A 24785-nucleotide genomic window follows, 5' to 3' on the forward strand; every position below is an offset into this window, starting at 1 on the left:
CGCCAGGTGGCGGATTTCTTTATTTAGTGATATAAGCCCAACGGAAGCTATACGGGGCGCCAAATAGATGTTTGACAACGCCTTTTACGTATGGTTTTTCCAGAACTGCTGTCGCGTTTTGATATAGTGGTGCAATGGCTGCGTCATCGTCAAGCAGGACTTTTTCGGTTTGGAGCATTGCTTGCCAACGGGCTTCTGGGTTTGTAGCCAGTGTTGTTGTGATGTCTTTTGTTAGTTTATCGTAGGCTGGATTGGAGTAGCCCATGTTGTTGTAGTTGTTGCCTGTTTCCCAGCTCGCGATGTAGGTCATTGGGTCTTTATAGGCTGGTGCCCAGCGTGATAGTTGTACGGTGTAGTCTTGGGCTTGATCGAGTGCTAGTCGATTTTTGTATGGCACTGTTTTTAGTGTGATGGTAAGGCCTTTTAGGTTCGTCTGCAGTTCGCTTTGGATGAATTCTAGCGTTTTCTTCGCGAACTCTTGGTCATCGCCGACGATTTCAAGTGTGATATCGTTTTTTCCGAGCTGTTGTTGCGCTTTTGCAAAATTGGCTTGGGCGGCTTTGACATTGTGCGTTAGGTGGTCGCCGCTGTCTTCGCGGAAGTCTTTACCTGTGCTTGGATTTTGGGCAAAACCTCTTGGAATTTCGCCGTTGATTGGTGTGGCTCCGTTGGCAATGACCGTGTCGGCAAGCGCTTCTTTATTAATAGCTTGGGCAATCGCTTTTCGTAAATAGAGGTTGGCTACATCGGTTGCTTTGCCATCGCGCTTTTGGTTGAATTTAAGCCAGTAAACGTAAGAATCTGGTTCTGCGACGAATTCTTTGTTATCTTTGTATTGGCTTGCGTAGTCGCCTGTAAGTGGTGCGCGGTCGACCTTGCCTGTGTTGTATAGGTTTACTGCTGCGCCGGGTTCTTTGGCTACTTGGACGTCGATGCGGTCTAGTTTGACGTTGTCTTTATCCCAATAGTCATCGTTTTTTTCAAACTTCCATGATTTGCTTGTGCCGGACCAGTCTTTCATCGTGAATGGGCCGTTATAGATCATATGGTCAGAATCTTTCGCAAAGTCTTTGCCCTCTTTTTTCACGTAGCTTTCTTTTTGCGGGTAGAATGGACCGAATGTTAGAAGTGAATTGAAGTATGGTACTGCTTGTGTTAGGCTGATTTGAAGCGTTTTGTCGTCTAATGCTTTGACGCCAAGTTCGGTTGGGTCTTTTTTGCCGTCTAGGATTTCGCTCGCGTTTTGGACGATGTCGCGGTATAGGAAGGAATATTGAGCTCCAGATGTTGGATCTACGACTTTGCGCCATGCGTAGATGAAGTCATTCGCTGTAAGTTCAGAACCGTCCGACCATTTGGCGTTATCGCGGATTTGGATTGTGTATGTTTTTTGATCTTCGCTTATTTTTGGCATTGCGGTTGCTGCGGCTGGAATGATTTGGTCGTTTTTGTCTAAGGTGTACAGCCCTTCAAATACTTGATTCATTGCGGTAAAGCTGACGCCATCGGTTGCTAGCGTTGTGTCCATCAGTGGAATTTCTGTGGATTCAATGACGCGCAGGACTTGTTTGTCACTGGCTTCACTTGCTGTGTCTTTTCCTCCACCGCATGCGGATAAAATGAGTGCGCTCGCTAGTAGGATTGTGCCTAGTTTATATCTTTTTTTCATCTGTAACTCCCCTTTTTTGTGTGAATATGTTTATCATACATTATTTCCCCTCTAAAATAAACAATTATTTCTAAATTATTAGAATTGTTTTATTTATAACGTAAAAAAGAGACAAGCCGAGACTCGCCTCTTTCTATGCTAAATTTGTTTGGTTTCTTCGTATTCTTTCTTAATGTCAGCTAGTAGTTGTTGATCTGTATACAGTTCTAGCGCTGTTAGAGCGATGAGTTTCGCGCCTTTAATAAGGGCTTGATCACCGACTTCTGATCTAGCGGCTTCGCGGAATTCGACCGTATGCCCGACAAGATCACTTGGTCCGATTTTGATGTACGGATGAATTGTTGGTAGAACTTGGCTGATGTTGCCTGCGTCTGTAGAACCAATGCCGCGGCTATCTGTTTTTACCGGCTCGTCTAATTGTTCGGCAATGCGAGCAAAGACACGGTTGAATTGTTTGTTTATGAGGAAATCATCGACGCCGTTTTGGATGTTCGTTACTTTGAATGTTGTGCCGGTTTGAATCGCTGCACCCTCTGCTACTTGAATCACGCGTTTCGTTACTTCGTCCAGATGACGACGTTTGGCAGCGCGTGTGAAGAAACGGGCTCTCGTGTAGTCAGGAACGATATTTGGCGCTTGCCCACCGTCTAGAATGACGCCATGGATGCGCACATCAGATGTCACGTGCTGGCGCAAAGCATTTACACCGTTATAAAATTGAATCAAGCCATCAAGGGCATTAATACCGTCTTCTGGATTCGCCGCCGAATGGGCTGGTTTTCCGAAAAACTCGAATTCTAAAACATCAACCGCTAAAGATGGCGTTGTTAGCGCAGAATCGTTGGATGGGTGAATCATTAATGCCGCGTCAATGCCTCCAAGCAAATCATGTTTGACAAAACTTCCTTTGGCACTGCCGTTTGGTCCGCCTTCTTCGGCTGGCGTTCCAAGCACAACTACTTCGCCGCCCACTTCTTCAATCACTTCGGCTAGCGCAATAGCTGCCGCGACACTTGTTGTTCCGATAATGTTATGACCGCATGCGTGACCAAGACCAGGTAAAGCGTCGTACTCTGCTAGGAAAGCGACTGTCGTTCCTGGTTTACTTGCTTTTTTACGGGCGATAAATGCTGTTTTGTGACCTGCAACATCTAGTTCGACTTCAAAACCCGCTTTTTGCAAAATACTTGCCAATTTCTCGCTAGCGTAGAATTCTTCGTTACCGATTTCAGGGTGATCGTGAATGTCATGGCTTACTTCTATATAAAAGTCTTTATGTGCATCAATGTTCGTTTGGATTGTCTTTGCTAAATCGATTTTTGTTTGTACCATTGCGCGGATACCTCCTATTTTTTAATTTTTAGACCATGTTTCTTTGTATTTCGCTAGTTCGTCAAGTGGGATGAATGCTGGGATGGAGCTACCTTTATATGTTTTGTCGATAAACTGTTTCATTTCATCGGAGTGGTAAATTTTCACGATTTTTTGTAGCGCTTCACGTTTTGTGTCGCCTTTGCGTACTGCGATGATGTTGATATATGGTTTTGCTGTATCGGATTCTAGGAAAATAGCGTCATTTAGCGGATCAAGTTTGGCTTCGACTGCAACGCCGTTATTGATGGCAGCTGCATCCACGTCATCTAATGCGCGCGGGATTTGACCGGCAACCATTGGCTTGATGTCTAGTTTTTTCGGATTTTCTTTTACTGCATCAGGCGAGCCTTTTCCGTCAAAATCGTCGACTAACTTGATTAAACCTGCTTCTTGTAAAAGTAGTAATGCGCGGCCGTAGTTCGTGCTGTCGTCTGGAACTGCGATTGTTGCGCCATTTTTAATGTCTTTGATGTCTTTTACTTTGTTTGAATATACGCCCATTGGTGCGATAACTGTTGATGCAAGTGGTTCTAGGTCTAGTTTGTTTTCTTTAATGAAATCATCGAAATAGGCGATTGTTTGGAATGCGTTGGCATCTAGGTCGCCATCTGCTAAAGCACGGTTTGGTAATACGTAGTCGCTGAATTCTTTTAGTTCAATGTTGATGCCTTCTTTTTCAGCTATTTTCTTGATTTCTGGCCACGTACGGTCTCCTGCGCTTACGCCGATAACGAGGTTTTTCTCGTCGCCGCTTGCTTTTTCATCGCTGCCACCACATGCTGTAACGACAACTGCTAATAATGCTAAAGTTAAAACTAAAATTAATTTTTTCATGAATAAAAACTCCCTTTTATATAATTTTTTAACGTCTGCGAATTTTGCGTGAGATAAAGTTTCCGAGTGATTGGACACTTTGGACGATGACGACAAGAATGATTACTGTGACTAGCATCGTGATGTTGTCGTAGCGTTGGTAGCCGTAGGTGATGGCTAAATTCCCGATACCACCTGCCCCAACAACACCTGCCATTGCGGTTGCTCCAACCAGTCCGATTGTTGCGGTGGTCAATGTTAAGATGAGTGAGCTTAAGCCCTCTGGCAACATGAAGCGCCAAATGATTTGCCATGCGTTTGCGCCCATTGCTTGTGCGGCTTCGATAATGCCTTGATCGACCTCTAAGAGCGAGTTTTCCACAAGTCTGGCAATGTATGGACCTGCGTAGAAAACAAGTGGTACAATCGCTGCTTTCACGCCTATAGAGGAATCCACGATGAAGCGCGTAATCGGAATTAGTGCTACGAGTAAAATGATAAACGGCACGGATCGCAAAATGTTAATAATGGGGTTCAAAATATTGAAAATCACCGTGTTTTGTAAAATATGACCTTTTCGTGTAACGACGAGAAGAACGCCGAGTGGAATCCCAATGATACAGGCGAAAAGGAGTGACCAAGTGACCATGTAAAGTGTTTCAGTAAACGCTGTTAGCAGTTGTTCCGTTGTGACTTCCATCGACAGTTACCTCCTCTAGTTTGACGTTTTGTGTGGCTGCGTAATCGTATGCTTTCGCGATTTCGGTAGCATCTCCTGTGACTTCGACAATCATGTATCCGAATGCAATATCTTGAATTTCAGAAATATTCCCACTTAAAACACTAACGTTTACATCAAATTGTTTCGCAATATTCGATAGTAATGGATTTCCTGAAGATTCACCAACAAAAGTAAATTTCCAAACCGTTGCGTCATGATTCTGGATAAGCTTCCAAGCGCTTGCTGGAATATCGTCATTGATAACCGTTTTAACGAAGTTCCGAGCCGTCTGACTTTGTGGATTCGAAAAAATGTCAAACACTCTGCCTTCTTCAATGACTTTCCCACCTTCCATCACGGCTACGCGGTTGCATATTTCGCGAATAACAGACATTTCGTGAGTGATAAGTAGAATCGTAATATTGTATTCTTTATTGATTTTTTTAAGTAGTTCTAGGATTGCGCCAGTTGTTTCTGGATCGAGAGCACTTGTGGCTTCGTCGCAGAGTAGGATATCAGGGTTGGTTGCTAGCGCTCGGGCGATGCCGATACGTTGTTTTTGCCCACCGGATAGTTGGTCTGGGTAGTTTTTGGCTTTATCGGCGAGACCGACGAATTCTAATAATTCCATGACACGCTTCTCGCGCTCTTTGCGATTCGTATGTATTAATGCTAGCGGCACCGCGATGTTGTCGAATACTGTTTTCGAATTTAGCAAATTAAAATGTTGAAAAATCATTCCGATTTTCTTTCGTTCTGCGCGTAAATCTTTCGAGCTTAAACGGGTTAAATCTGTTCCTGCAATCGTTACTGAGCCTGTCGTTGGTCGCTCCAGCAAGTTCACCGTGCGAATCAACGTACTTTTACCTGCGCCACTAAAACCGACAACACCGAATATGTCGCCTTTTTCAATGGTCAAGCTGACGCCGTCTAGTGCTGTAATTTCTTTGCCGCCGCTTTTGAATGTCTTTGTTACGTCTTTAAATTCAATCATTTTCTCACTCCCCCAAGTTGTCCGAACCTTACCCACAAAAAAATCTCCCCTTAAGTTAATAAGAGGAGATTCTAATCCAAACATCTATGTACCGAATAATTATACAGTCATATTAATGCAGTCTTTGTCGTCCCACCTTATCTACCAAGCACGGTTATGCTTGTTGGAATTGGCACAGTATCATAATCTGATCTGTTGCCGAGGTTTCGTAGGGCCAAATCCCTCCACCTCTCTGGATAAAATGTGTAAGTCGTTATTTATTTTTTATAACTATATCGTTTATTTCGGATACTGTCAACCACTTTTTCAAAATTTCTTGGTGGCTTATTACTTCTTGTTGCGCAACTGCTCAAGCTTTGCGGCGATTCGAGCTTTATTTTCAGCGGTTGTTTTTGTGTCTAGTGTAATCTTTTTGCCTTGGATGATGACGGAGCTACCTTCGTGAATGCCTGCTGGTAATTCGGCTTGTGGAATCGTCCATGTTTGTTGGTTCGGTTCGAGTAGAAAAACTGCTTTTCCGTCTTCCACTTGGTCTAAAATCGCTTTTTTCATCTTGATTCACCTACTTTACGGTTGCTTTGCCTTGCTCTTTAATTTGCCGTACGATGCCTTGGCCGATGCCGTTGATTTTTTTGAGGTCGTCAATGGTGCGGTACGGTCTTTCAGCGATGATTTTATCGGCTAAAACTGGGCCGATACTTGGTAAATATTGCAATTGCTCGGCGGTAGCTGTATTGATGTTGATTTTGTCAGGCATTGGAATGGATTCGCCGGGTTCTTCTGTTTTTTGCTTGCCGTTATCGTTTCCAGGAGCTGGTGTGCCGGATTTCTCTGTTGCTACGTGGATCTGTTTGCCATCTGTTTCAATGGTTACTGTGCCTTCCACATCGGTGCCGTATGTCTTAATATCGCGGTCTTTTAGCCATTGGATAACTTCACGGTGCGGGTGACCGTAAGAATTGCCTTTTTCCGCAGAATATACCGCTACTTCTGGTTTCACAGCGTCTAAAAAGTATGGCTGGTTCGATGTCGAGGAACCGTGATGCCCCAAATCTAAAATCTGTGCATCCAGTTTCAAACCACTGTCCACCATCTCACGTTCGCGCCCTTTCTCCGCATCTCCCGTGAAAATCGCCGCAATATCTTTGTACGTCAAACGAATCGCAATCGAATCATTATTCGCGTTATCTGAAAGCTTGTCTGGACTCAACACTTGAATGCCAAAAGGTCCAAATGTCGCCTTCTCACCGCGCCGTGGTTCTTTATACTTCGCATCTGAAGCAAGCGCCGCGTCAATAACCCGCTCATAAATCGAACTGTTAAAAACAAGCCCATCCATCCAAATTTCTTTCGGTTTATATTGCTTAATGACTTTGTCCGCGTTCCCAATATGATCAGAATGCGGATGCGTCAAAAGCAACAAATCAATCTTCTTAATGTTCGCCTTCTCTAAATACGTCAAAATCCGATTATCATCATGACGGCCTGTATCAATCAAAATCGTCGTGCCGTCATCGGCTTGAATTAGCGTACTATCTCCTTGCCCCACATCGAAAAACGTGAATTTCGCGCCGTTCAATGTACTTTCTGTCATACTTGATGATGATGTGTTATTCGAGCATCCGCTAAGTAGCGCCAACATGAAAATCGTCACGATGCTCCATAATGTTAATTTCTTCAAAATCTCAACTCCCTAATTCTATCTCTTTAGAATAGCAGAATCGTTGCGGGGAGTAAATAGGCACGCCACAACTTGGGAGATTTCTAATCAAAAAACAGGCCCCAATTCTGGAACCTGTCAGGCTTACTTATTTTACTTTCTCGAAAAATTTAAAGGTTACTTCTTCGTTTTTAGGATTATAGTCAATTACCCAATCGTGGTCTTTGAAATACCAGTAATCGTGGTCTTCTACGTAAAATAAAATATCGTCGATTTGGTGTTGCAATGCCACTTCTGTAGGTTTTTCGGCCACCAATCCAATCGAAAATCCTGGATGGAGCGAGCTATTTGAGCCACCATATTTCGCGAATAGTCTGATTCCGTTTCCATCGCCCGTGTTAAACTCATTTCTAAACCATTGTTGTGCTTGATCGCTTACTTCGATTTGCATTGTCATCACTCCTCTTCCTCTTTCAATTACTGCAAGAATAGCAGATATCTATACATTTCGCATTATTTTTGCTTACAGAATAGATAATTTCTATTTACCACCGTTTGGCTGTGTTGAAACTTATATTATGAAATTTCAGTTATTTATGAACGTAGATATAAGCCTTCTGTTGTACAAATATGCTCCAAGAATTCGCGCGACTCCTCGTTTTCGATGAGACAAACAACATACAAATCGGAGAAAAATAAAATGATTTGGAGATCGCATAAATAAATCACAACATCCGTATAATCACGGAATGCTTGTTGAAATAAAGAAAGCAAGTCGATTTGTTTTTCTGGCTTTTCATTGCGAAATCTCTGATAAAAATAGCGCCAGTTCTTTCTTGGTTTTGCAAGATGAACATTTCCCATCGTGTCAGCAGGAATCGCCATAATGTCTGTCCCGTGTTTTTTGAGCAGTTCGTCACTTTCCACATATGTATCATGACTGTATCCCATGATTGTTAGTATTACTTTTAAGAAGCGTTCTTCGTATACCTTGTGTGCCGCTATGGCCTCTTTTTGCTTAGAGCGATAGTACACATTGAAATAGCTGTCGTATATATAGGCGTTCATCATGGCTTTTGGCAGAAAATCAATGCCATAAAGCTTGTCTTCATTTTCTTCAAAAATATCTAAAAGCGCGACGCCTTCATCGCGGATTGTTTCGATGTTTTTGAACGAGAATTGGTTTGTAAAATGGTATTTGTCCGTAGACATGTCTTTACCTCCGATATAAAAAACGCAAAGCCTCGAAAAAGAAGGCTCTGCGTCTTGTTCTACTTATTTCTCAAGTGGTGCTTTTCCTAGGAATGCTTTGAACATCCAGATATGTTTGTCGATGGAAGCCTTGAAGCCGATTAACATGTCTTGTGTTACGTCGTCGCCTTCTTTGCCAGTTAACTCGATACCTTGTTGGTATTCGTCACGTAGCAATTCTAGCGTGCCTGTAAGGTCTTCCATGAATTGATCGATTGTTTTTGGTTTTGTGTACGGTGCTTCTTCTACACTTGCGTTTTCGGAAAACTCTTTTAGTGTGGAGAATGGAGCGCCACCTACTGCTAATAAACGTTCTGCGATTTCGTCTAATTGTTCGCCGAATTCGCTGTAAAGATCGTCCATTTTTTCATGTAATGTAAAGAAGTTATGGCCACGCATGAACCAGTGGATTTGGTGAATTTTCACCGTAAATACGCTTAAGTTCGCCACCTGATGGTTTAAAAATTCCTTTGTGTCTACTGAATTGATTGTTTTCATTTATAATTCTCCTCCTTATTTATAATAACTATTATCTAATAATAATTATAAACTAGATTCCACGATTTGTCCAATCGTGTGTCGCCTCACAAACTTTTTTACCACATTTCTGCTGTTTTAAACACGAGGCGCGTCTATTGACTTCTTTCTGTTTTGTAACTACAATTGTTACAAAGGAGCTGATTTGGATGAAAATAAGTAGCCGTTTTACTGTTGCTACCCATATTTTATCACTAATTGCTATGGAAGAGCCACCATTAACCTCTTTGCGGATTGCTGCGAGTGTCAATACGAACCCTGTGGTGATTAGACGAATTAGCGGACAGCTGAAAAATGCAAGGCTTATTGCTGTGAAAGCTGGTTCTGGAGGCGCAACACTTTTAAAACCGCTTACTGAGATTACGCTTTTGGAAGTGTATAAGGCGGTGGATAGTGTAGAAGATGGCGAGCTGTTTCAATTTCACGAAAATCCCAATCCGAATTGTCAAGTTGGGGCGCATATTCAAGATGCCATGGAACAGACGCTGATTGAGGCGCAAAAAGCAATGGAGCAAGTATTGGCGAATCGGACAATGGCTGATGTGGTAGATACGATTCGTACGGAAATAGCAGAATAAGATGGGAAAATCAGTTTTGATGCTGGCAATGGTCAAAACTGATTTTTATAAGGAGGCTTTAGGTGATGGGTGTTTGGTTACGCGGACGAAAGCCTGCTTCGGAGCATTCGATTGTGGCTTGGGAACAGGAGCATGAACTGGTTTTGCCGGCGCTTTATAAGGAATTGTTATCGGTTCATGATGGCGGGCTTTTGGCGAAAAACCATTTTGCTGTGTCGGAACCGACGTCTTATGGTTTGGCAGATGCGGAAATTTATACGCTTGCAGGACTTGCTGAGTTGCAGATGGCGATTCCTCAGGAGGATGATGTCGATTTGCCGGGACGCCAAGTGTATTTTCATCGGGATGGGGATCGGTATATTGGGCTTGATTATCAGACGGATGCGCCGCGTGTGATTTATGTGGATTTTGAGACATTGCAGACGTTGGTTGTTGCGGAAAGTTTTGCGGCGTTTATGGATTCGCTTTACTTTTCTCCTTTTCCGGTCGAGTCGGTGCCTAGTTATCCGCTTGTGAAGGTGGAGCAGATGTTGGCGCTTGCGAATGTGGCGAAGACGTTGCAGATTCTTGAATTGCTGGAGGATTGTGAGGATAAATCGTGGTATTTGGCGCGGATTGATGGCTTGTTGCATTCAGAGGAGTCGCCGTATCAGCAGATTGGTGTGACATTGCTGGAAAATCAAATCTTTTATTTCCGGCGAAAATTGGACGAAAGTCGTGTGACTGCGATGCTTGAATGGCTGGAATCGCAACACATTTGGCCTGAAAAGATTGCGGAATTGCGCAAAGAATGGGAGGATTAGGATGGTTGTTCGTGTATTATTTGTATGTTTAGGGAATATTTGCAGATCTCCGATGGCGGAGGGTATGTTTCGCGCGAAGGTAGATGCGGCAGGGCTTAGTGATGCGATTCGGATTGATTCTGCGGCGACGGGAAATTGGAATTTGGGAAATCCGCCACATCGCGGCACGCAGCAAGTTTTGACGAAGCATGGGATTGATTATTCGCAAATGCGGGCGCGATTGATTGATAAGGATGATTTCGCCGATTTCGATTATGTGATTGGCATGGATGGCTCAAATATGCAGGATTTAGAAGCGTTAAAACCACTGGAAAGCGACGTTGCGTTGAAAAAATTGATGGACTTTGCGCCTGATGAAGGGCAACATGATGTGCCTGATCCGTACTATACGGGAAATTTCGCAGAAACAGAGCGGCTTGTTAGCGCTGGATGTGATGGGCTTTTAAAAGCGATTCGGGAAAAGTTTTCATTATAAACAAAAACGTATCTCCGCACTAGCTGGATGATACGTTTTTTGTTGTTTATTTTTTACCTAATTTTTTGCTTTCTAAGAAGCTTTTTAGGTCAAGTCTTGTGGAATGTTTTAAACCACGTTCGATTTGGTCTGTCCAACCTTCTACGCGGTTTCCGCCAGTTCTTGCGGTGTAATAGTCGCGAATGGTGTTGTCGTATTGGATGAAGTCGTCCATTGTTTTTTCTTGGTACTGATTTTCGTGGTAGACCAGTTCGGATGATAGGCGTGGTTTTGGTGCAGAATTGGCTGTTGGATGTCCGACTGTTAAGCCGAATAATGGCGTTGCGTAGTCTGGAATATGTAGAAGTTCGGCCACTTTTGCCAAGTCATTGCGGATGCCTCCAATGTAGCAAATTCCTAAGCCCATGGATTCTGCTGCAATAGCCATGTTTTGAGCTGCTAGCGTTGCGTCAATCGTTGCTACGAGTAAGCGCTCCATCGATGATAAGGAGTCTGTCGCTACGCCGCGCGCCTCGCCAATTTTGTGATGCCGTGATAAATCTGCCACGAAAACAAAGAATTGCCCTGTTTTGATGACATATGGTTGATTTCCTGCAATTTCAGACAGCGATTCGCGCAAGGCCATGTCTGATACGCCAATAATCGAATACGCCTGTACAAAACTAGATGTGGAGGCTGCTTGGGCACTTTTTACAAGTAGATCAATTTCTGCTTTTGTCAGCGCTTGGTCGGTGAATTCCCGAACCGAATAGTGACTTAAAATTCCTTCAATCGTCTCGTTCATACGACTCATCCCCTAATCTTTAAAAATTTTACGATCATAATGTGGCATTTGGTCCAATTCGCCAAATTGTTGTTGTCGCAAGCATTCGTAAATCAAAATGGCCGCGGTATTCGACAAGTTGAGCGAACGAATGTGGTCTGTCATCGGAATGCGCAAACACGTGTCTTCATGCGCCGCTAGAATCTCGTCTGGTAGACCCGTTGTTTCCTTCCCAAAAATAAAGAAGTAATCCTTACCTGTGTCTTGATAATCGACATCGCTGTACAAATGGCGCCCAAATTTCGTAATAAAATAAAATTCGCCGCCAGCATTCTTTTCAAAAAATTCCTCAATCGAGTCATAATATGCCAACTTCACATGATCCCAATAATCGAGCCCTGCGCGTTTTAACATCTTGTCATCCGTCGAAAAACCGAGTGGGCGAATCAGATGCAAATAAGTATCCGTCCCCGCACATGTTCTCGAAATATTTCCCGTATTTGCCGGGATTTCTGGTTGAAAAAGTACTATATGATTTGCCAATCCGTTCACCTTATTCCTATTAAATTCTTCGCCCGCGTAATTTCTGCGAGCACTTCATTGTCCTCGTCGTGCGCCACTTGCAACGCTTCTTTGGCTTCTTCTCCGCCAATTTTACCAAGCGCCCAAGCTGCCGTCCCACGAATAACTGGCCGCGTGTCTTCCGTCATACACCGAATCAACTCGGGTACCGCGGTCTTGTCTTTATAGCGCGCCAACACAATAATCGCATTGCGCTGAATGGGCTTTTTGCCGCGCCACGAACCTGCCATCGGTCCGAATTTTGCCTTAAACTCTTTATTTGAAATCGAAAGAAGCGGCTTTAATTCAGGCTTCACAAGTTCAGGATCTGGCTCCATCGCCTCATGGAAATGAAAGTCATGCCCGCGGTTGTAAGGACAAACCACCTGACACGTGTCGCAACCATATAACCGATTATGCAACACATCGCGATATTTTTCATCCAAAAAGCCTTTCGTCTGACTCAAATAGCTCAAACAAATCTTCGGGTTCATCTTTCCTTCACCGAGCAAACTGCCGGTAGGACAAGCTTCGACGCACTTATTACAATCCCCGCACAAATCCCCCATCGGTTTATCCGGCGCCAAAGGTAAATTCGTCACCATCTCGCCCAAATAAATAAAAGAACCGAATTCCGGCGAAATAAGCAACGTATTCTTGCCCCGCCAACCAAGTCCAGCGCGCTCAGCCACTGCAACGTCCGAAAGCTCTCCCGTATCGACCATTGATTTAAACCGCGCCTCCGGAACAAGCTCCGTAATAAAAGTCTCTAATTTCGCCAACTTCTCACGCAACACCGTATGATAATCCGTCCCCCACGATGCCCGTGAAAAAACACCACGACGCGCTTCCCTACGACTCACAGGCTCCTCTTTCATCTTCGAAGGATACGCCAGCGCAATCGCAATAATCGACCGCGGTTCATCAAAAATAAGGTCAGGATACACCCGCTCATCGATGTTTGGATGCTCAAACCCCGTCAACACATCCTCTTTCACAGCGACTTCCAACCTAGCCTTCAACTCCAAAAAAGGATCAGCCGAAGCAAATCCTATTTTTTGAATACCTATTTCGTTCGCGTATTGAATAATGTCTTGTTTTAACTGCTTCATGTCTATATTTTGCAAGGTTCGCACCTCGGTTCTTAGATTTTATCTTTGTCTTCCATAAAAGTCATTGTTACATAAAAAAGGCCCAGCGTCATGTTCTGGGTTGTTTGGTTCGCGCTCCATTCGTGTCTAGCTTCATCGGCTAGCTCCTCGAAAACTTCACGCCCTCCTTAAAAATCAAGAGAGGATTTTTACTGCGGCCGCTCCAGTTTTTGTCGGAGCTAAACGAGCCGATTCAGCTTTTCAAATAATAAAACGCAATGCTTCGCTTATAAAGTTCGAAACACTGCGTTGATAACATATTTAAGAGCGGGTGATGAGAATCGAACTCACGACAACAGCTTGGAAGGCTGTAGTTTTACCACTAAACTACACCCGCATAGTTTAGAACAACTTGTTCTAGCAACATTTAATATATTATCACTACTACGCAGGTTTGGCAAGGGGTTTTTGAAATTTTTTTTAGTTATTTGCGATTGAGATAGATTTTTATCATTTTATTGCTAATTTGCCTGATATTTCATAACTTTAAACGCAGATAATTTTTAAAACTTATTTCCTACCCTGTTCATCCTTTTTTCACATTTCCCAGCTACACTTGATTTATCAGCAAATGAAGGAAGTGATGGAAATGGTGAAGAAACGACGAATTGATTGGTTTTTGATAGGGATTGCAGTGCTTGCTGCTTTCTTAAATTTCTGGGGTGTTTGGAACGATGATGCGGTGAACCCCTACTACACGGCCGCGGTGACAAGTATGACGGAAAGTTGGTCGAATTTTTTCTACGGGGCGTTTGATCCTTCGGGGTTTGTAACGGTGGATAAGCCGCCTGTTGCGCTCTGGCTACAAACGATTAGTGCACTTATTTTTGGTATTCATGGTTGGAGCGTTATTTTACCGCAAGCTCTTGCTGGGGTTGGCTCGGTCTTATTGCTTTATTTTTTAGTAAAACCGACGTTTGGCTCTTGGGCGGCTCGGATTGCTGCGCTTGTGATGGCTACGACGCCGATTGCAGTTGCGGTTAGTCGGACAAACAATGTCGATAGCATTCTTGTTTTCACATTATTACTCGGTGCTTGGGCGCTATTCAAAGCCGTGAAAAAAGGCAAAATTGGCTTCTTATTACTAGCTTTTGTATTAATTGGTGTTGGCTTTAATGTGAAGATGCTACAGGCGTATATGGTCGTACCAGCGTTCTTGCTCTTCTACCTCATCGCCGCAAAATTGAATTGGAAGAAAAAGGTGTTACATCTCGTGATTGCTTTAGTGATGATGCTTGGCGTCTCTGTTTCTTGGGCTGTCATCGTCGACAACACATCGGCAAGCGCGCGGCCTTATATCGGCAGTAGTCAAACAAACTCTGTCTTGGAGCTCGCATTTGGCTATAATGGCGTGGAACGTCTGCTAGGTCAAGAAACGGGCATGAGTAATGGCGGTGGTGGTGATAATTCACAAATGACGCCTCCTAATTCGCAGTCTGGTTCGTACAGCATTGCGCCAGATGCAAGTACAGAAAGCACACAAGGCGGGCAAAATAACATGTCTGGCCAACCGCCAACGCCTCCAAGCGGCGGTATGAACGGTGGCGGACCTGGTGCTTCAAATGGCAAAACTGGCGGTGGCCCTGGTGGTCAAGGCGGTGGTAACGGCTCGAAAATGATGGGCAGTACCGGCATGTTTGGTACTGGAAAAGCTGGGCCATTGCGACTTTTCCAAACAGCTCTTGGGGATCAAATTAGTTGGCTCCTTCCGATGGCACTTTTCGGCATTGCGGCTATCTTTATCGCAAGTTGGCGCCGGACACGACGCTTCTTCCAATGGGACACAGCACAAAAAGAAATGATTTTCTGGGCGGCTTGGCTCGTTCCTGTCGCAGGATTTTTCAGTGTTGCAGGATTCTTCCATCATTATTATTTAATTATGCTGGCTCCAGCGATTGCAGCTTTGACGGGCGCAGGATTCATGGCACTTTTAAATCTGTATCGTAAAAACACAGGTGTGCCGGGTTATCTGTTGCCTAGTGCAGTGGCGATTACGACTGGCTTGCAAATGTTCTTTATTGCGCAATATTCGATTCTTGGCATGAGTTTCATCGGTGTCCTTGGGCTTGGCTTGGCGACAACGTTATTTATTATAAAAGCCAAACAACCCGCGTGGACGTCATGGATTGCAGTCGCTTCACTTATTGCCATGCTACTCGCACCGATGTATTGGGCACTGACGCCAATGATGTACGGTGGTAACAGCTCGCTTCCTGAGGCTGGACCTCAATTAAAAACAAGTGGTGGTGGCGCATTCGCGGATGCATCTGTCAACGAAACGCTGATTTCCTACTTGGAAGAAAACAGCGCGGATACCGAATTCTTATTTGGTACTACCAATGCCTCCACAGCAGCGCCATACATTATTAAAACCGGCAAATCGGTCATGGCACTCGGCGGCTTCAACGGGACAGACCCAATTTTGACAGTAAAAGAATTGAAACAAATGATTAAAGATGGCAAAATTAAATATTTCTATCTTCCATCCAACAATAAAGGTAGCAGTTCTGATGTCGTGACTTGGATTGAAGAAAACGGGACAAAAGTGGATAGCTCAGAATGGGGCGGCGAAACAACATCCACAGACGCAACAACAAGCGCATCAACGACTCAAGACGGTTTTGGCGGTGGTGGTATGCAAGGTGGACCTGACGGACAATCGGGCGGTACACTTTACAAACTTAACTAAAAAGGAGTGATCTAAATGACAAAGAAAATCTCTGTGGTCATCCCACTTTATAATGAAGAAGCCGTTATCGAGCAAACTTACACGCGGCTAAAAGATGTGATGGAGACGCTAGCCATGGATTACGAACTCCTTTTTGTGAACGATGGTAGTAAAGATAAAACATTGCAACTTGTTCAAGCGCTTAGTTTCGCAGATAAACACGTGAAATGTCTCGCTTTTTCACGAAATTTCGGACATCAAATCGCGATTACCGCAGGAACGGATTATGCAAGCGGCGATGCTGTTGTGGTCATTGACGCGGACTTGCAAGACCCTCCCGAACTCATACCCGAGATGATTCAAAAATGGCAAGACGGTTTCGATGTTGTTTACGCGAAACGAATCAAGCGAAACGGCGAATCGTTTTTCAAGAAATGGAGCGCCAAAATGTTTTACCGAACATTGCATCGACTAACAGATGTGGAGATTCCCGTTGATACCGGGGATTTCCGCCTCATGGATAAGAAAGTGTATACCGAGCTTAAAAAAATCAATGAGAAAAATCCATTCGTTCGCGGTTTAGTAAGCTGGCTTGGTTTCCAGCAAGTAGCTTTAGAGTATGAGCGAGAGGAACGCGCGGCTGGCGAAACAAAATATCCGCTGAAAAAGATGATCAAACTCTCACTCGATGGCCTCACCTCTTTTTCGCATCAACCATTAAAAATAGCGAGTTATGCGGGAGTCGTGTTATCTATCGCTGGCTTTATCTACATGCTAGTCGTGCTTTTCCAAACCCTCTTCACAGCGACAACCGTCAACGGCTGGTCTTCGATTATTATTATTCAACTTCTGTTTAGCGGCTTTGTTCTTATTATTTTAGGCATGATTGGCGAATATATTGGCAGAATTTACGATGAAGTGAAGGATCGACCTTTGTATATCGTTGAAGCAAGTTATGGTTTTGAGCAACGAGAAACCGTGCGATGGATGAATCAACAACAGAATCAAGGCTAAAAAAGAGCAGTTTTTCATCAGTTTTTATTGGCGGGAAACTGCTTTTTATGTTGCCTAATAGCTTAGAACTGCATTTTTACGGGTATTGTGAGAAAATAATAAAAAAGTAATGGAAGTCAGGTGGAGCGCGTATGATGGATATGTATAACTCGGTGAAAGAGTTTTTTTCTTATGAAAATATAATGCAGTGGATGCAGTCATATCGGGCATTTGGTCCTTTATTAGCGTTTTTCCTCCCCTTTATTGAAGCTTTTCTGCCGTTTCTGCCATTTTCTTTATTCGTTATCGTGAATGTTAGCGCGTATGGTTTGTTTTGGGGGTTCACGATTTCGTGTTCTGCCGCGATATTAGGAAGTTTATGCGTATTTTGGATTGTTCGGAAGTTTGGACAAACGCGGTTTTTGCATTTTTTGACGAACCATAAACATGTTCGCAAAGTGATGGATTGGATTGATGAGCATGGTTTTGGCCCGATTTTCATTTTGCTTGTTATGCCGTTTACGCCTTCTTCTGCGGTGAATGTTGTCGCTGGGCTTTCGGAAATTCGATTTTTCCAGTTTTTGATGGCGTTGATTGGTGGGAAAGTGATTAAGGTTTTCGCGATTAGTTATATCGGTTATGATTTGCGGGATATGATTGAGCATCCGGTGAAATTGCTTGTTTTAGTTATTATTGTGGTGATTTTATGGTTTGTCGGCAAGCGGTTGGAGCGTTGGATGAGTTCGAAAAAGACAGGAGGACATAATGAGCATTCATGAGCTATTTTTTCATATTCATTATTGTAATGGCGGGAAATATCGACAATTTAGGACATTGACGCGAAAAATGACACGGACGCTGCAACATCATGAGTTGGTTTTGGTGACTGGTGGCGCTGGGAAATATGAGACAGAGGGCAAAGTGTTGCATTTTCATGAAGGAATGCTTTTTTATATTGCGCCGAATGTGCGACATTCTTTAGAAACAAGCGAGGCCTCTCCGGCTTCTTTTTTAACGGTACATTTCAGTTATGCGCGGGTCGGTTTTACAGACGCAAATTGGACGATTCAACCCGAACCGACTTTGCTTAGCTTCCCTCCTGTTTCGACATTGCACGATTATTATCCAGTCAGCGATACTTTCGAAAAATTAGTAGCCAATTGGCACGCGAAGCTACCTGGTTACGAATTCACGAGTAAAACATTGCTGCAACAGTTACTCATCGCGATCGAAGAAAATTTACGAAAACAGCATAAAAATTACGCAACAAGCCTAAAAATCGAAAAAGTCATTGATTATATGCGACAACATCTACATACAAGCGTCACATTGGAGGAATTAGCGGCTTTGGTTCAACTATCACCGACATATTTATCGCGGCTCTTTAAAGAAACGACAGGCTATCCAGTCATCGCTTTCTTCAATAAAATCAAGATGGATCGCGCAAAAGAACTCATGATGGACGGCACGAAAAAAGTGAAGGACCTTGCGAATCAGCTCGGATTTCATGATGAATTTTATTTTAGCAGGCTTTTTAAACAACAAGAAGGCGTTAGTCCTACCGAATATTATCATAAAAATATCCATGGTTTTTAATATTGTGCATGGATTATAGCCAACTACTCTTTTATAATGAAGTTGTTATTGTCTAAGATAACAAAAGGAGATGGAACGCATGCCGATTTGGAAACGAAATTTAATTGTTTGTTGGTTTGGAACATTTGTGACCAGCATCGGGATGAGTCAGATTGCTCCGGTTTTACCGCTTTACATAAAGCATTTAGGAATTGAGAACGCGGGACAGATTGCGCAACTTTCTGGATTAACATTTGGAATTACGTTTATTATGTCCGCGATTTTCTCACCGATTTGGGGGCAGGCAGCCGATCGTTTTGGTAGAAAGCCGATGTTGCTCCGCGCTAGTTTTGGTATGGCGATTATTATTGGTTGTATGGGGTTTACGCACAATGTGTATGAATTGATTGCATTGCGTACTTTGCAAGGCGTTGTGACGGGGTTTGCGACCGCTTGTACGGCGCTTATTGCCACACAAGCAGATAAATCTCACGCAGGTTGGGCGCTTGGAACGCTATCTACTGGTGGGATTACAGGTTCGCTACTCGGACCATTGGTTGGCGGTTTTATTGCCGAACATTTTGGTTTGCAAAATATCTTTTTCATTACCGGTGGATTGTTGTTCGTGGCTTTTATTTTGACAGCTTTGTTTGTAAAAGAGGACTTCAAACGCGCAGATACAAAAGTGATGAAAACAAAAGAAGTTTGGCAAGCGCTGCCGAATAAAAGTTTTATCATCACGATGTTTATCACATTCTTCATGATTACGTTGGCGCTTTATTCTGTGGAACCGATTATTACCGTCTATATTCAACAACTTTCATCGGGAACGTCGCACATCGCCTTGCTTTCAGGGTTGGCGTTTTCCGCATCAGGACTTGCCAGTATCATTGCAGCACCGCGTCTTGGCAAACTTTCCGACAAAATCGGGGCACAGCGCGTTATCTTTGTCGCCCTCATCGTCGCAGGGATCGTCTTTATTCCGCAAGCTTTCGTCAAGAGCCCGTGGGAACTTATCGCCTTGCGCTTCGTACTTGGACTCGCCGTCGCTGGACTCAATCCTTCCGTCAACATCCTCATCAAAAAACTAACGCCATCTGAATATACCGGTCGTGTTTTCGGAATTACCAACTCGGCAAGTTATTTAGGCGTGTTTACAGGTTCTATTTTAGGCGGACAAATCGCGTCGTCTCTAGGTATCTCCTATGTTTTCTTCATCACGAGTGCCCTGCTTTTAGCAAACGCAATATGGGTTTATTTTAAAGTATACAAAAAATTAAATGCGCGAGAAGTTCGCATAAACCAGACATTAAAGGAGCAAAAATAATGAATATACAAGTGGAAAAAACAGCATTAGTCTTAATTGATTTACAAAATGGGATTCTAGGCCATCACTGCGCCCCGTATACAGCGAAAGAAATTGTCGAACGAGCAAAAACATTAATCGAAGCATTCACTGCAAAAGGCGGCTTTGTGGTACTTGTTCGTGTTTCATCACTCGATGGTAAAGATATGTTACAGCCAATTACAGATGCACCTGCTGTACAAGCGACAGGATACCCAGAAGGCTGGGACCAAATCGTACCTGAGTTAGCAGAATTACCAGGAACGTATACGCTCACAAAACGCCAATGGGGTGCGTTTCATGGGACAGATTTAGATGTGCAATTGCGTCGCCGCGGTATAGATACGATTGTCCTTGGTGGCGTGTCCACTGGCATCGGTGTTGACATGACAGCACGTGAGGCTTTCCAATTAGGGTACAATCAATTTTTCGCAGAAGATGTAATGGGTGCGGCTGATAAAGAGATGCACGATTACGTTCGCGCGAATATTTTCCCACGCATCGGTCGTGTTCGTTCTAGCGCCGACATTATTTCTTACTTATAAAAATAAGGCTACCAATTCCAAAAAATGAGGAGTTGGTAGCCTTATTTTATACGTAGAAAAAGTCGTGTGGTGCGATTGTGTTCCCTTGAATATTCAAGGCTTTCAAAATGTCCTGCCACCTGCCACTTTCTGGATAGCAAGTTGCCAAGTCTACTTTTTGCGCTTCGTCCGTTGGGTTTACGATAAACACATGCCAGCTATCACCCGCCACATACCGAATCACGCCGAACAAATTATTTAATGAGAACGGATAGTAATCCCCTTTTCGCAAAGCTTCTGTCGTATTTCGCAACTGAATCGCTTCACGGAAAAAGCCACTGATTTCCTCATCTTCGCGTCCCCACGGATAGAACTTCCGGTTGTCCGGATCAGCCCCACCTGTAAGTCCTGCCTCGTCACCATAATAAATACACGGCACACCCGGCAAAACCATCAACATATAAATCGCCAATCGCAATTTCGCCTTATCTTCATGCAACATGGTCAAAATGCGCGCCGTATCATGCGTTCCGATATTATTTAAATTCGCCGCCAACGCTTCTGCTGGGTAGTTTTCTTTAATCCCCATCGTTTTTAGCGTCGCCTGTTTGGTCGTTATTTGCCCGTTAAGCAAGTCAATAATAACTTGGCGGAACGGGTAGTTCATCACACCTTGCAGCATGCCGCCCTCTAAATAATGGCGCCGCTGATCATAGGCAATTTTGTTCGTCGCATCTTCCCAAACTTCTCCAATCAACACACGGTCTGGATATTTCATCAACGTCTGGCGAATACCCGCAATAAAAGCATCCGGCAGCTCATCAGCAACGTCTAAACGCCAGCCAGCAACACCTCGCTCGGTCCAATAATCAATCACGCTATCCTGTCCTGCGTAAATCATCTCCTGAAACGATTTGCTGTCTTTATTCACCACCGGCAAATTGCTCACGCCCCACCACGCATCATATTTATCCGGAAAATGTTGAAATGTAAACCAGTGATGATACGGCGAGTCGATACTTTGATACGCACCTAAAGAATCAAAATGACCGTACCGATTAAAGTACAAACTGTCCTCACCAACATGATTAAATACGCCGTCCAAAATAACACGCATGCCTAATTCTCCAGCTTTTTGAATCAGTTCCGTCAAAATCGACTCATCGCCAAACATCGGGTCAATTTTTTTGTAATCAGATGTATCGTATTTATGATTGCTCTTCGCTTCGAAAATGGGACTTAAATAAAGACCAGAAATTCCGAGTTCTTGTAAATACGTCAATTTCTGCGTTATGCCGTCCAAATTGCCACCGTAGAACTCCCAGCGCACAATCTCGCCCTTGTCGTTCTTAATATAATAAGGCGTATCTTCCTTCCGCGCATAAATAAACGAATCCGGCTTCGGCTCTCGCACCACATCATCCGCATTATAAAACCGGTCCACAAAAATATGATAAAAAACCGCGTCCCGATACCATTCTGGCGCCTGATCCGCATACTCAAAACACGTCAACTGATACGTACAAATATCATGATAGTTCTCCGTGAAAAACCCTTCCCCACCATGCAAATCCCGATTATTAAAATAATACGTCGTTCTCGTTTGCGTATCAAAATTTTGCTGAATCTTAAAATAATAAAAATACAAGCCCGTCTCTGCGTACGGTTGGAATCCCACTTCATAAACACCATTTTCCGTGTGCTTCATTTCAAAACTTTGCTCATCCATCCCGTCTTTATGGATTTTCAGCTCTACTTTTGAAACGTAAGGAAGCGCGACATCGATTCTAAAATCTACCGTCGCGCCTTGCTTCACTGCACCGAAAGGTCGTTTATATCGCTCATTCCATGAATCAAATACAACTACCTTCGCCATTTTCCAAACTTCCTCTCGTTACAGGTTTTTATTATGATGGACGTTCCAAATTTCATCCGCATAATGCATAATCGTATAATCCGATGAGAATTCCCCAGCGTGCGCAATGTTTAGTAGCGACATCTGGTTCCATTTCTTACGATCCGTGTATAAACTATCGATTCGGGACTGTGCCGCAACGTATGCGTCATAATCTTTCAACACGAAATATTCATCGTTATACTTCAACAACGAATCAAAAATTTCCTGTCCTTCCGCCTCAATATTTGGTATCGTACCATCTACTAATGCATCAAGACAACGTTTCAAACGTGGGTTATGATCATAAATCTCATGCGAATGATACGAATGCGAATCATAAAAATGATACAATTCCGCTTCTTGCATACCGAATAATAACATGTTCTCATCGCCGACTTTATCGCGAATTTCAACATTAGCCCCGTCGAGTGTCGCAAGCGTAATCGCGCCGTTTAACATTAACTTCATATTACTCGTTCCTGACGCTTCCTTCGTTACGAGCGAAATCTGCTCACTAATATCTGCGGCTGGAATTATTTTTTCAGCTAGTGTCACGCCGTAATTTTCGACGAAGACTACTTTGATTTTATTATCAATCGACGTATCATTATTAATTAAGTCTGCCACTGCATTGATAAGCTTGATAATTTCTTTGGCGTACGAATAACTAGGCGCTGCTTTTGCTCCAAAAATGAACACGCGCGGTACCATTTCTTGCTCTGGCGTTTGGCCTTCTTTTAGTTTCAAATATAGCGATAAAATATGCAGGACATTTAATAATTGCCGTTTATACGCGTGAAGTCGTTTAATTTGAACGTCAAACACAGCATGCGGATCAATCTCAATCCCCATCGTTTCCTTCACATACTCCGCTAGACGCGCCTTATTATCCAGCTTCACCTGCTCCAACTTGTCCAGCAAAACCGTATCCTCTTTAAAAGCCTTCAATAAGTAAAGCTCATTCGGCTTCTTCTTCCATTCCGTACCAATATAATCACTAATTAAATCACTCAAACCCTCATTGCTTAGCAACAACCAACGACGGTGCGTAATTCCGTTTGTTTTATTATTAAATCGCGCTGGAAATGCCAAATAAAAATCATGCAACGCTTTTTCCTTCAAAATTTCTGTATGCAATTTGGCAACACCGTTAATGCTATGGCTGCCGATAATCGCCAAATGCGCCATGTGAATGACGCCATCTTGAATAATCGATGTACGCCAAGTAAATTGCTCGCCATAAAGTGGGGTCATGCTTTCAATATGCCGACGATTGATTTCGCAAATAATTTGGTAAATCCGTGGAACTAGCTCCGAAACCATGTGTTCTGGCCATTTTTCCAAAGCTTCTGCCATAATCGTATGGTTCGTATAAGAACACGTCTTCATCGTAATCGCCCAAGCTGCATCCCACGTCAAACCTTCTTCATCTAGCAAAAGTCGCATCAATTCAGGAATACACATCGTTGGGTGCGTATCATTAATATGAATCGAAATCTTCTCCGCCAAATGCTCCATCGGCACACCGAGCTTCCGGTAATAACGCAAAATACTCTGCACACCCGCCGACACGAAAAAGTACTCCTGCTTCAAACGCAACATCCGACCATCATAACTCGAATCATCTGGATAAAGCGTATCAGAAATGCTATGAATCGATTTCCGCATTCCTTCCGAAGAGTAATCCATCTCCGCACTCGCTGGAATTTCCGCTGACCAAAGTCGTAAATTATTCACCGTATCATTCGCATACCCCGTCATCGCAGTATCATAAGGCACTGCCAAAACATCTTGTGTATGCGTATACGTAGGAACAATGCGACCCTCCTCATTTTCTTCTAAGTGCACTTGCCCATAAAAACGAACTGTTTCTGCCTTATTTTCACGTCTTGTTTCCCAAACATTTTCATGGCGCAACCAGTTATCCGGCAACTCAACTTGATACCCATTGACAAACTTTTGCTTAAACAAACCGTGGCGATAGCGAATCCCGTTTCCGTTTCCTGGCACATCACATGTTGCCATTGAATCCATAAAACAAGCCGCCAGACGTCCAAGTCCGCCATTTCCAAGCCCTTGATCGGCTTCCACTTCTTCTAAATGCGTGAAATCCACACCTAAATCGGCCAAGCCTTCACGCACCGTATCCAAAATTCCTAGATTCAACAAATTACTTTTTAATAATTTTCCTGGAAGAAACTCGATGGAAAAATAGTAAACTTGCTTCGCTTGATCTTGCTGGTATTCTTTCTTTGTCTGCATCCAGTTCTGAGCGGTGTATTCTTTCACCACACTACCCAACGTGATGTATTGCTCCAGTGGCGTTAAATCGTGCACTTCGGTAGCATAAAGGCTCGTCAGTGCGCGATTGTACTCTTTTTTAAACTGCTCCTTACTAATTTCCAATCTGATTCCTCCTCGAACTAAGGTTGG

At 43.5% G+C, this 24785-nt stretch carries 24 protein-coding genes, 1 tRNA gene and 1 riboswitch; of the genes, 9 read left to right on the plus strand and 16 right to left on the minus strand.

The window, feature by feature from the left end; all coding sequences use genetic code 11:
* Positions 1–19: 19 nt before the first annotated feature.
* From EP57_RS09120 to EP57_RS09165, 10 genes are all read right to left on the minus strand, one after another.
* Entirely contained in the window at positions 20–1669 is a 1650-nt protein-coding gene (locus tag EP57_RS09120) for a peptide ABC transporter substrate-binding protein (protein ID WP_036085960.1), read from the minus strand.
* 138 nt (positions 1670–1807) lie between these two features.
* Positions 1808–3010 (minus strand): M20 family metallopeptidase, encoded by a 1203-nt coding sequence (locus EP57_RS09125; protein ID WP_376698013.1) that lies wholly within the window; start codon positions 3008–3010, stop codon positions 1808–1810.
* 12 nt (positions 3011–3022) lie between these two features.
* The gene (locus EP57_RS09130) at positions 3023–3877 is read right to left on the minus strand and encodes a MetQ/NlpA family ABC transporter substrate-binding protein (RefSeq protein ID WP_036085962.1); all 855 of its coding nucleotides are present in this window, start codon (positions 3875–3877) and stop codon (positions 3023–3025) included.
* Between the two features lie 28 nt (positions 3878–3905).
* Positions 3906–4556 (minus strand): methionine ABC transporter permease, encoded by a 651-nt coding sequence (locus EP57_RS09135; protein WP_036085966.1) that lies wholly within the window; start codon positions 4554–4556, stop codon positions 3906–3908.
* Positions 4516–5571 (minus strand): methionine ABC transporter ATP-binding protein, encoded by a 1056-nt coding sequence (locus EP57_RS09140; RefSeq protein ID WP_036085971.1) that lies wholly within the window; start codon positions 5569–5571, stop codon positions 4516–4518. The genes EP57_RS09135 and EP57_RS09140 overlap by 41 nt, the downstream gene beginning before the upstream one ends.
* Before the next feature lie 134 nt (positions 5572–5705).
* Positions 5706–5814: riboswitch (SAM riboswitch) on the minus strand.
* Positions 5815–5898: 84 nt separating this feature from the next.
* Positions 5899–6123 (minus strand): DUF3006 domain-containing protein, encoded by a 225-nt coding sequence (locus EP57_RS09145; RefSeq protein WP_036085972.1) that lies wholly within the window; start codon positions 6121–6123, stop codon positions 5899–5901.
* 10 nt (positions 6124–6133) lie between these two features.
* Positions 6134–7255 (minus strand): MBL fold metallo-hydrolase, encoded by a 1122-nt coding sequence (locus EP57_RS09150; RefSeq protein WP_114982927.1) that lies wholly within the window; start codon positions 7253–7255, stop codon positions 6134–6136.
* 124 nt (positions 7256–7379) lie between these two features.
* A complete protein-coding gene (locus EP57_RS09155; RefSeq protein ID WP_036085975.1) occupies positions 7380–7682 on the minus strand; it encodes a HesB/YadR/YfhF family protein in 303 nt (100 codons plus the stop codon).
* 143 nt (positions 7683–7825) lie between these two features.
* On the minus strand, positions 7826–8443 hold the full coding sequence (locus tag EP57_RS09160; protein ID WP_036085976.1) for a hypothetical protein: 618 nt from the start codon (positions 8441–8443) through the stop codon (positions 7826–7828).
* Positions 8444–8506: 63 nt separating this feature from the next.
* Entirely contained in the window at positions 8507–8980 is a 474-nt protein-coding gene (locus EP57_RS09165) for a Dps family protein (RefSeq protein ID WP_036085977.1), read from the minus strand.
* Positions 8981–9168: 188 nt separating this feature from the next.
* Here EP57_RS09165 and EP57_RS09170 point away from each other — a divergent pair, with 188 nt between their 5' ends.
* The 3 genes from EP57_RS09170 (at position 9169) to EP57_RS09180 (ending at position 10875) form a co-directional block, all read left to right on the plus strand.
* Positions 9169–9597: an Rrf2 family transcriptional regulator gene (locus EP57_RS09170; RefSeq protein WP_036085978.1), complete on the plus strand. Its 429-nt coding sequence runs from the start codon at positions 9169–9171 to the stop codon at positions 9595–9597.
* Positions 9598–9662: 65 nt separating this feature from the next.
* Entirely contained in the window at positions 9663–10400 is a 738-nt protein-coding gene (locus EP57_RS09175; protein WP_036085979.1) for an SMI1/KNR4 family protein, read from the plus strand.
* A gap of 1 nt (position 10401) precedes the next feature.
* Positions 10402–10875 (plus strand): low molecular weight protein-tyrosine-phosphatase, encoded by a 474-nt coding sequence (locus tag EP57_RS09180; protein WP_036085980.1) that lies wholly within the window; start codon positions 10402–10404, stop codon positions 10873–10875.
* 46 nt (positions 10876–10921) lie between these two features.
* Here EP57_RS09180 and nfsA read toward each other — a convergent pair whose 3' ends face one another.
* The 4 genes from nfsA to EP57_RS09200 form a co-directional block, all read right to left on the minus strand.
* Positions 10922–11659, minus strand: coding sequence for an oxygen-insensitive NADPH nitroreductase (gene nfsA / locus EP57_RS09185; RefSeq protein WP_036085981.1), 738 nt, complete (start codon positions 11657–11659; stop codon positions 10922–10924).
* A gap of 12 nt (positions 11660–11671) precedes the next feature.
* A complete protein-coding gene (trmL, locus tag EP57_RS09190) occupies positions 11672–12181 on the minus strand; it encodes a tRNA (uridine(34)/cytosine(34)/5-carboxymethylaminomethyluridine(34)-2'-O)-methyltransferase TrmL (protein WP_036085983.1) in 510 nt (169 codons plus the stop codon).
* 5 nt (positions 12182–12186) lie between these two features.
* Positions 12187–13311, minus strand: a complete 1125-nt coding sequence (gene queG, locus EP57_RS09195) for a tRNA epoxyqueuosine(34) reductase QueG (protein WP_114982971.1) — start codon at positions 13309–13311, stop codon at positions 12187–12189.
* 305 nt (positions 13312–13616) lie between these two features.
* Positions 13617–13687, minus strand: a tRNA-Gly gene (locus EP57_RS09200).
* A gap of 246 nt (positions 13688–13933) precedes the next feature.
* Between EP57_RS09200 and EP57_RS09205 the strand changes: the two genes are divergently transcribed.
* From EP57_RS09205 to EP57_RS09230, 6 genes are all read left to right on the plus strand, one after another.
* The gene (locus tag EP57_RS09205; protein WP_462937946.1) at positions 13934–16039 is read left to right on the plus strand and encodes an ArnT family glycosyltransferase; all 2106 of its coding nucleotides are present in this window, start codon (positions 13934–13936) and stop codon (positions 16037–16039) included.
* A 15-nt stretch (positions 16040–16054) separates the two neighbouring features.
* Positions 16055–17032 carry a glycosyltransferase family 2 protein gene (locus EP57_RS09210; protein ID WP_036085986.1) on the plus strand — a complete coding sequence of 326 codons (978 nt, stop codon included), beginning with the start codon at positions 16055–16057 and terminating at the stop codon, positions 17030–17032.
* Positions 17033–17166: 134 nt separating this feature from the next.
* On the plus strand, positions 17167–17790 hold the full coding sequence (locus tag EP57_RS09215) for a TVP38/TMEM64 family protein (RefSeq protein WP_036086210.1): 624 nt from the start codon (positions 17167–17169) through the stop codon (positions 17788–17790).
* A complete protein-coding gene (locus EP57_RS09220; protein ID WP_036085987.1) occupies positions 17777–18607 on the plus strand; it encodes a helix-turn-helix domain-containing protein in 831 nt (276 codons plus the stop codon). Before EP57_RS09215 ends, EP57_RS09220 begins: the two co-directional genes overlap by 14 nt.
* A gap of 79 nt (positions 18608–18686) precedes the next feature.
* Positions 18687–19913, plus strand: a complete 1227-nt coding sequence (locus EP57_RS09225; RefSeq protein WP_036085990.1) for a multidrug efflux MFS transporter — start codon at positions 18687–18689, stop codon at positions 19911–19913.
* Positions 19913–20476, plus strand: a complete 564-nt coding sequence (locus tag EP57_RS09230; protein WP_036085994.1) for a hydrolase — start codon at positions 19913–19915, stop codon at positions 20474–20476. Before EP57_RS09225 ends, EP57_RS09230 begins: the two co-directional genes overlap by 1 nt.
* A gap of 46 nt (positions 20477–20522) precedes the next feature.
* Here the strand turns inward: EP57_RS09230 and EP57_RS09235 are convergent, their stop codons facing one another.
* Complete coding sequence (locus EP57_RS09235) at positions 20523–22331, minus strand: glycoside hydrolase family 13 protein (RefSeq protein ID WP_036085997.1); 1809 nt, start codon at positions 22329–22331, stop codon at positions 20523–20525.
* A gap of 18 nt (positions 22332–22349) precedes the next feature.
* Positions 22350–24758, minus strand: coding sequence for a glycogen/starch/alpha-glucan phosphorylase (locus EP57_RS09240; RefSeq protein ID WP_036086002.1), 2409 nt, complete (start codon positions 24756–24758; stop codon positions 22350–22352).
* Positions 24759–24785: the final 27 nt, after the last annotated feature.

The organism is Listeria booriae, assembly GCF_000766865.1.
Lineage (GTDB): Bacteria > Bacillota > Bacilli > Lactobacillales > Listeriaceae > Listeria_A > Listeria_A booriae.

Bases quoted from the DNA above. Each gene is read 5' to 3' on its own strand.
- EP57_RS09120 (WP_036085960.1), bottom strand. From the start codon at position 1,669: ATGAAAAAAAGATATAAACTAGGCACAATCCTACTAGCGAGCGCACTC.
- EP57_RS09130 (WP_036085962.1), bottom strand. From the start codon at position 3,877: ATGAAAAAATTAATTTTAGTTTTAACTTTAGCATTATTAGCAGTTGTC.
- EP57_RS09135 (WP_036085966.1), bottom strand. From the start codon at position 4,556: ATGGAAGTCACAACGGAACAACTGCTAACAGCGTTTACTGAAACACTT.
- EP57_RS09140 (WP_036085971.1), bottom strand. From the start codon at position 5,571: ATGATTGAATTTAAAGACGTAACAAAGACATTCAAAAGCGGCGGCAAA.
- EP57_RS09145 (WP_036085972.1), bottom strand. From the start codon at position 6,123: ATGAAAAAAGCGATTTTAGACCAAGTGGAAGACGGAAAAGCAGTTTTT.
- EP57_RS09155 (WP_036085975.1), bottom strand. From the start codon at position 7,682: ATGCAAATCGAAGTAAGCGATCAAGCACAACAATGGTTTAGAAATGAG.
- EP57_RS09160 (WP_036085976.1), bottom strand. From the start codon at position 8,443: ATGTCTACGGACAAATACCATTTTACAAACCAATTCTCGTTCAAAAAC.
- EP57_RS09165 (WP_036085977.1), bottom strand. From the start codon at position 8,980: ATGAAAACAATCAATTCAGTAGACACAAAGGAATTTTTAAACCATCAG.
- EP57_RS09170 (WP_036085978.1), top strand. From the start codon at position 9,169: ATGAAAATAAGTAGCCGTTTTACTGTTGCTACCCATATTTTATCACTA.
- EP57_RS09175 (WP_036085979.1), top strand. From the start codon at position 9,663: ATGGGTGTTTGGTTACGCGGACGAAAGCCTGCTTCGGAGCATTCGATT.
- EP57_RS09180 (WP_036085980.1), top strand. From the start codon at position 10,402: ATGGTTGTTCGTGTATTATTTGTATGTTTAGGGAATATTTGCAGATCT.
- nfsA (WP_036085981.1), bottom strand. From the start codon at position 11,659: ATGAACGAGACGATTGAAGGAATTTTAAGTCACTATTCGGTTCGGGAA.
- queG (WP_114982971.1), bottom strand. From the start codon at position 13,311: ATGAAGCAGTTAAAACAAGACATTATTCAATACGCGAACGAAATAGGT.
- EP57_RS09205 (WP_462937946.1), top strand. From the start codon at position 13,934: ATGGAAATGGTGAAGAAACGACGAATTGATTGGTTTTTGATAGGGATT.
- EP57_RS09210 (WP_036085986.1), top strand. From the start codon at position 16,055: ATGACAAAGAAAATCTCTGTGGTCATCCCACTTTATAATGAAGAAGCC.
- EP57_RS09215 (WP_036086210.1), top strand. From the start codon at position 17,167: ATGGATATGTATAACTCGGTGAAAGAGTTTTTTTCTTATGAAAATATA.
- EP57_RS09220 (WP_036085987.1), top strand. From the start codon at position 17,777: ATGAGCATTCATGAGCTATTTTTTCATATTCATTATTGTAATGGCGGG.
- EP57_RS09225 (WP_036085990.1), top strand. From the start codon at position 18,687: ATGCCGATTTGGAAACGAAATTTAATTGTTTGTTGGTTTGGAACATTT.
- EP57_RS09230 (WP_036085994.1), top strand. From the start codon at position 19,913: ATGAATATACAAGTGGAAAAAACAGCATTAGTCTTAATTGATTTACAA.
- EP57_RS09235 (WP_036085997.1), bottom strand. From the start codon at position 22,331: ATGGCGAAGGTAGTTGTATTTGATTCATGGAATGAGCGATATAAACGA.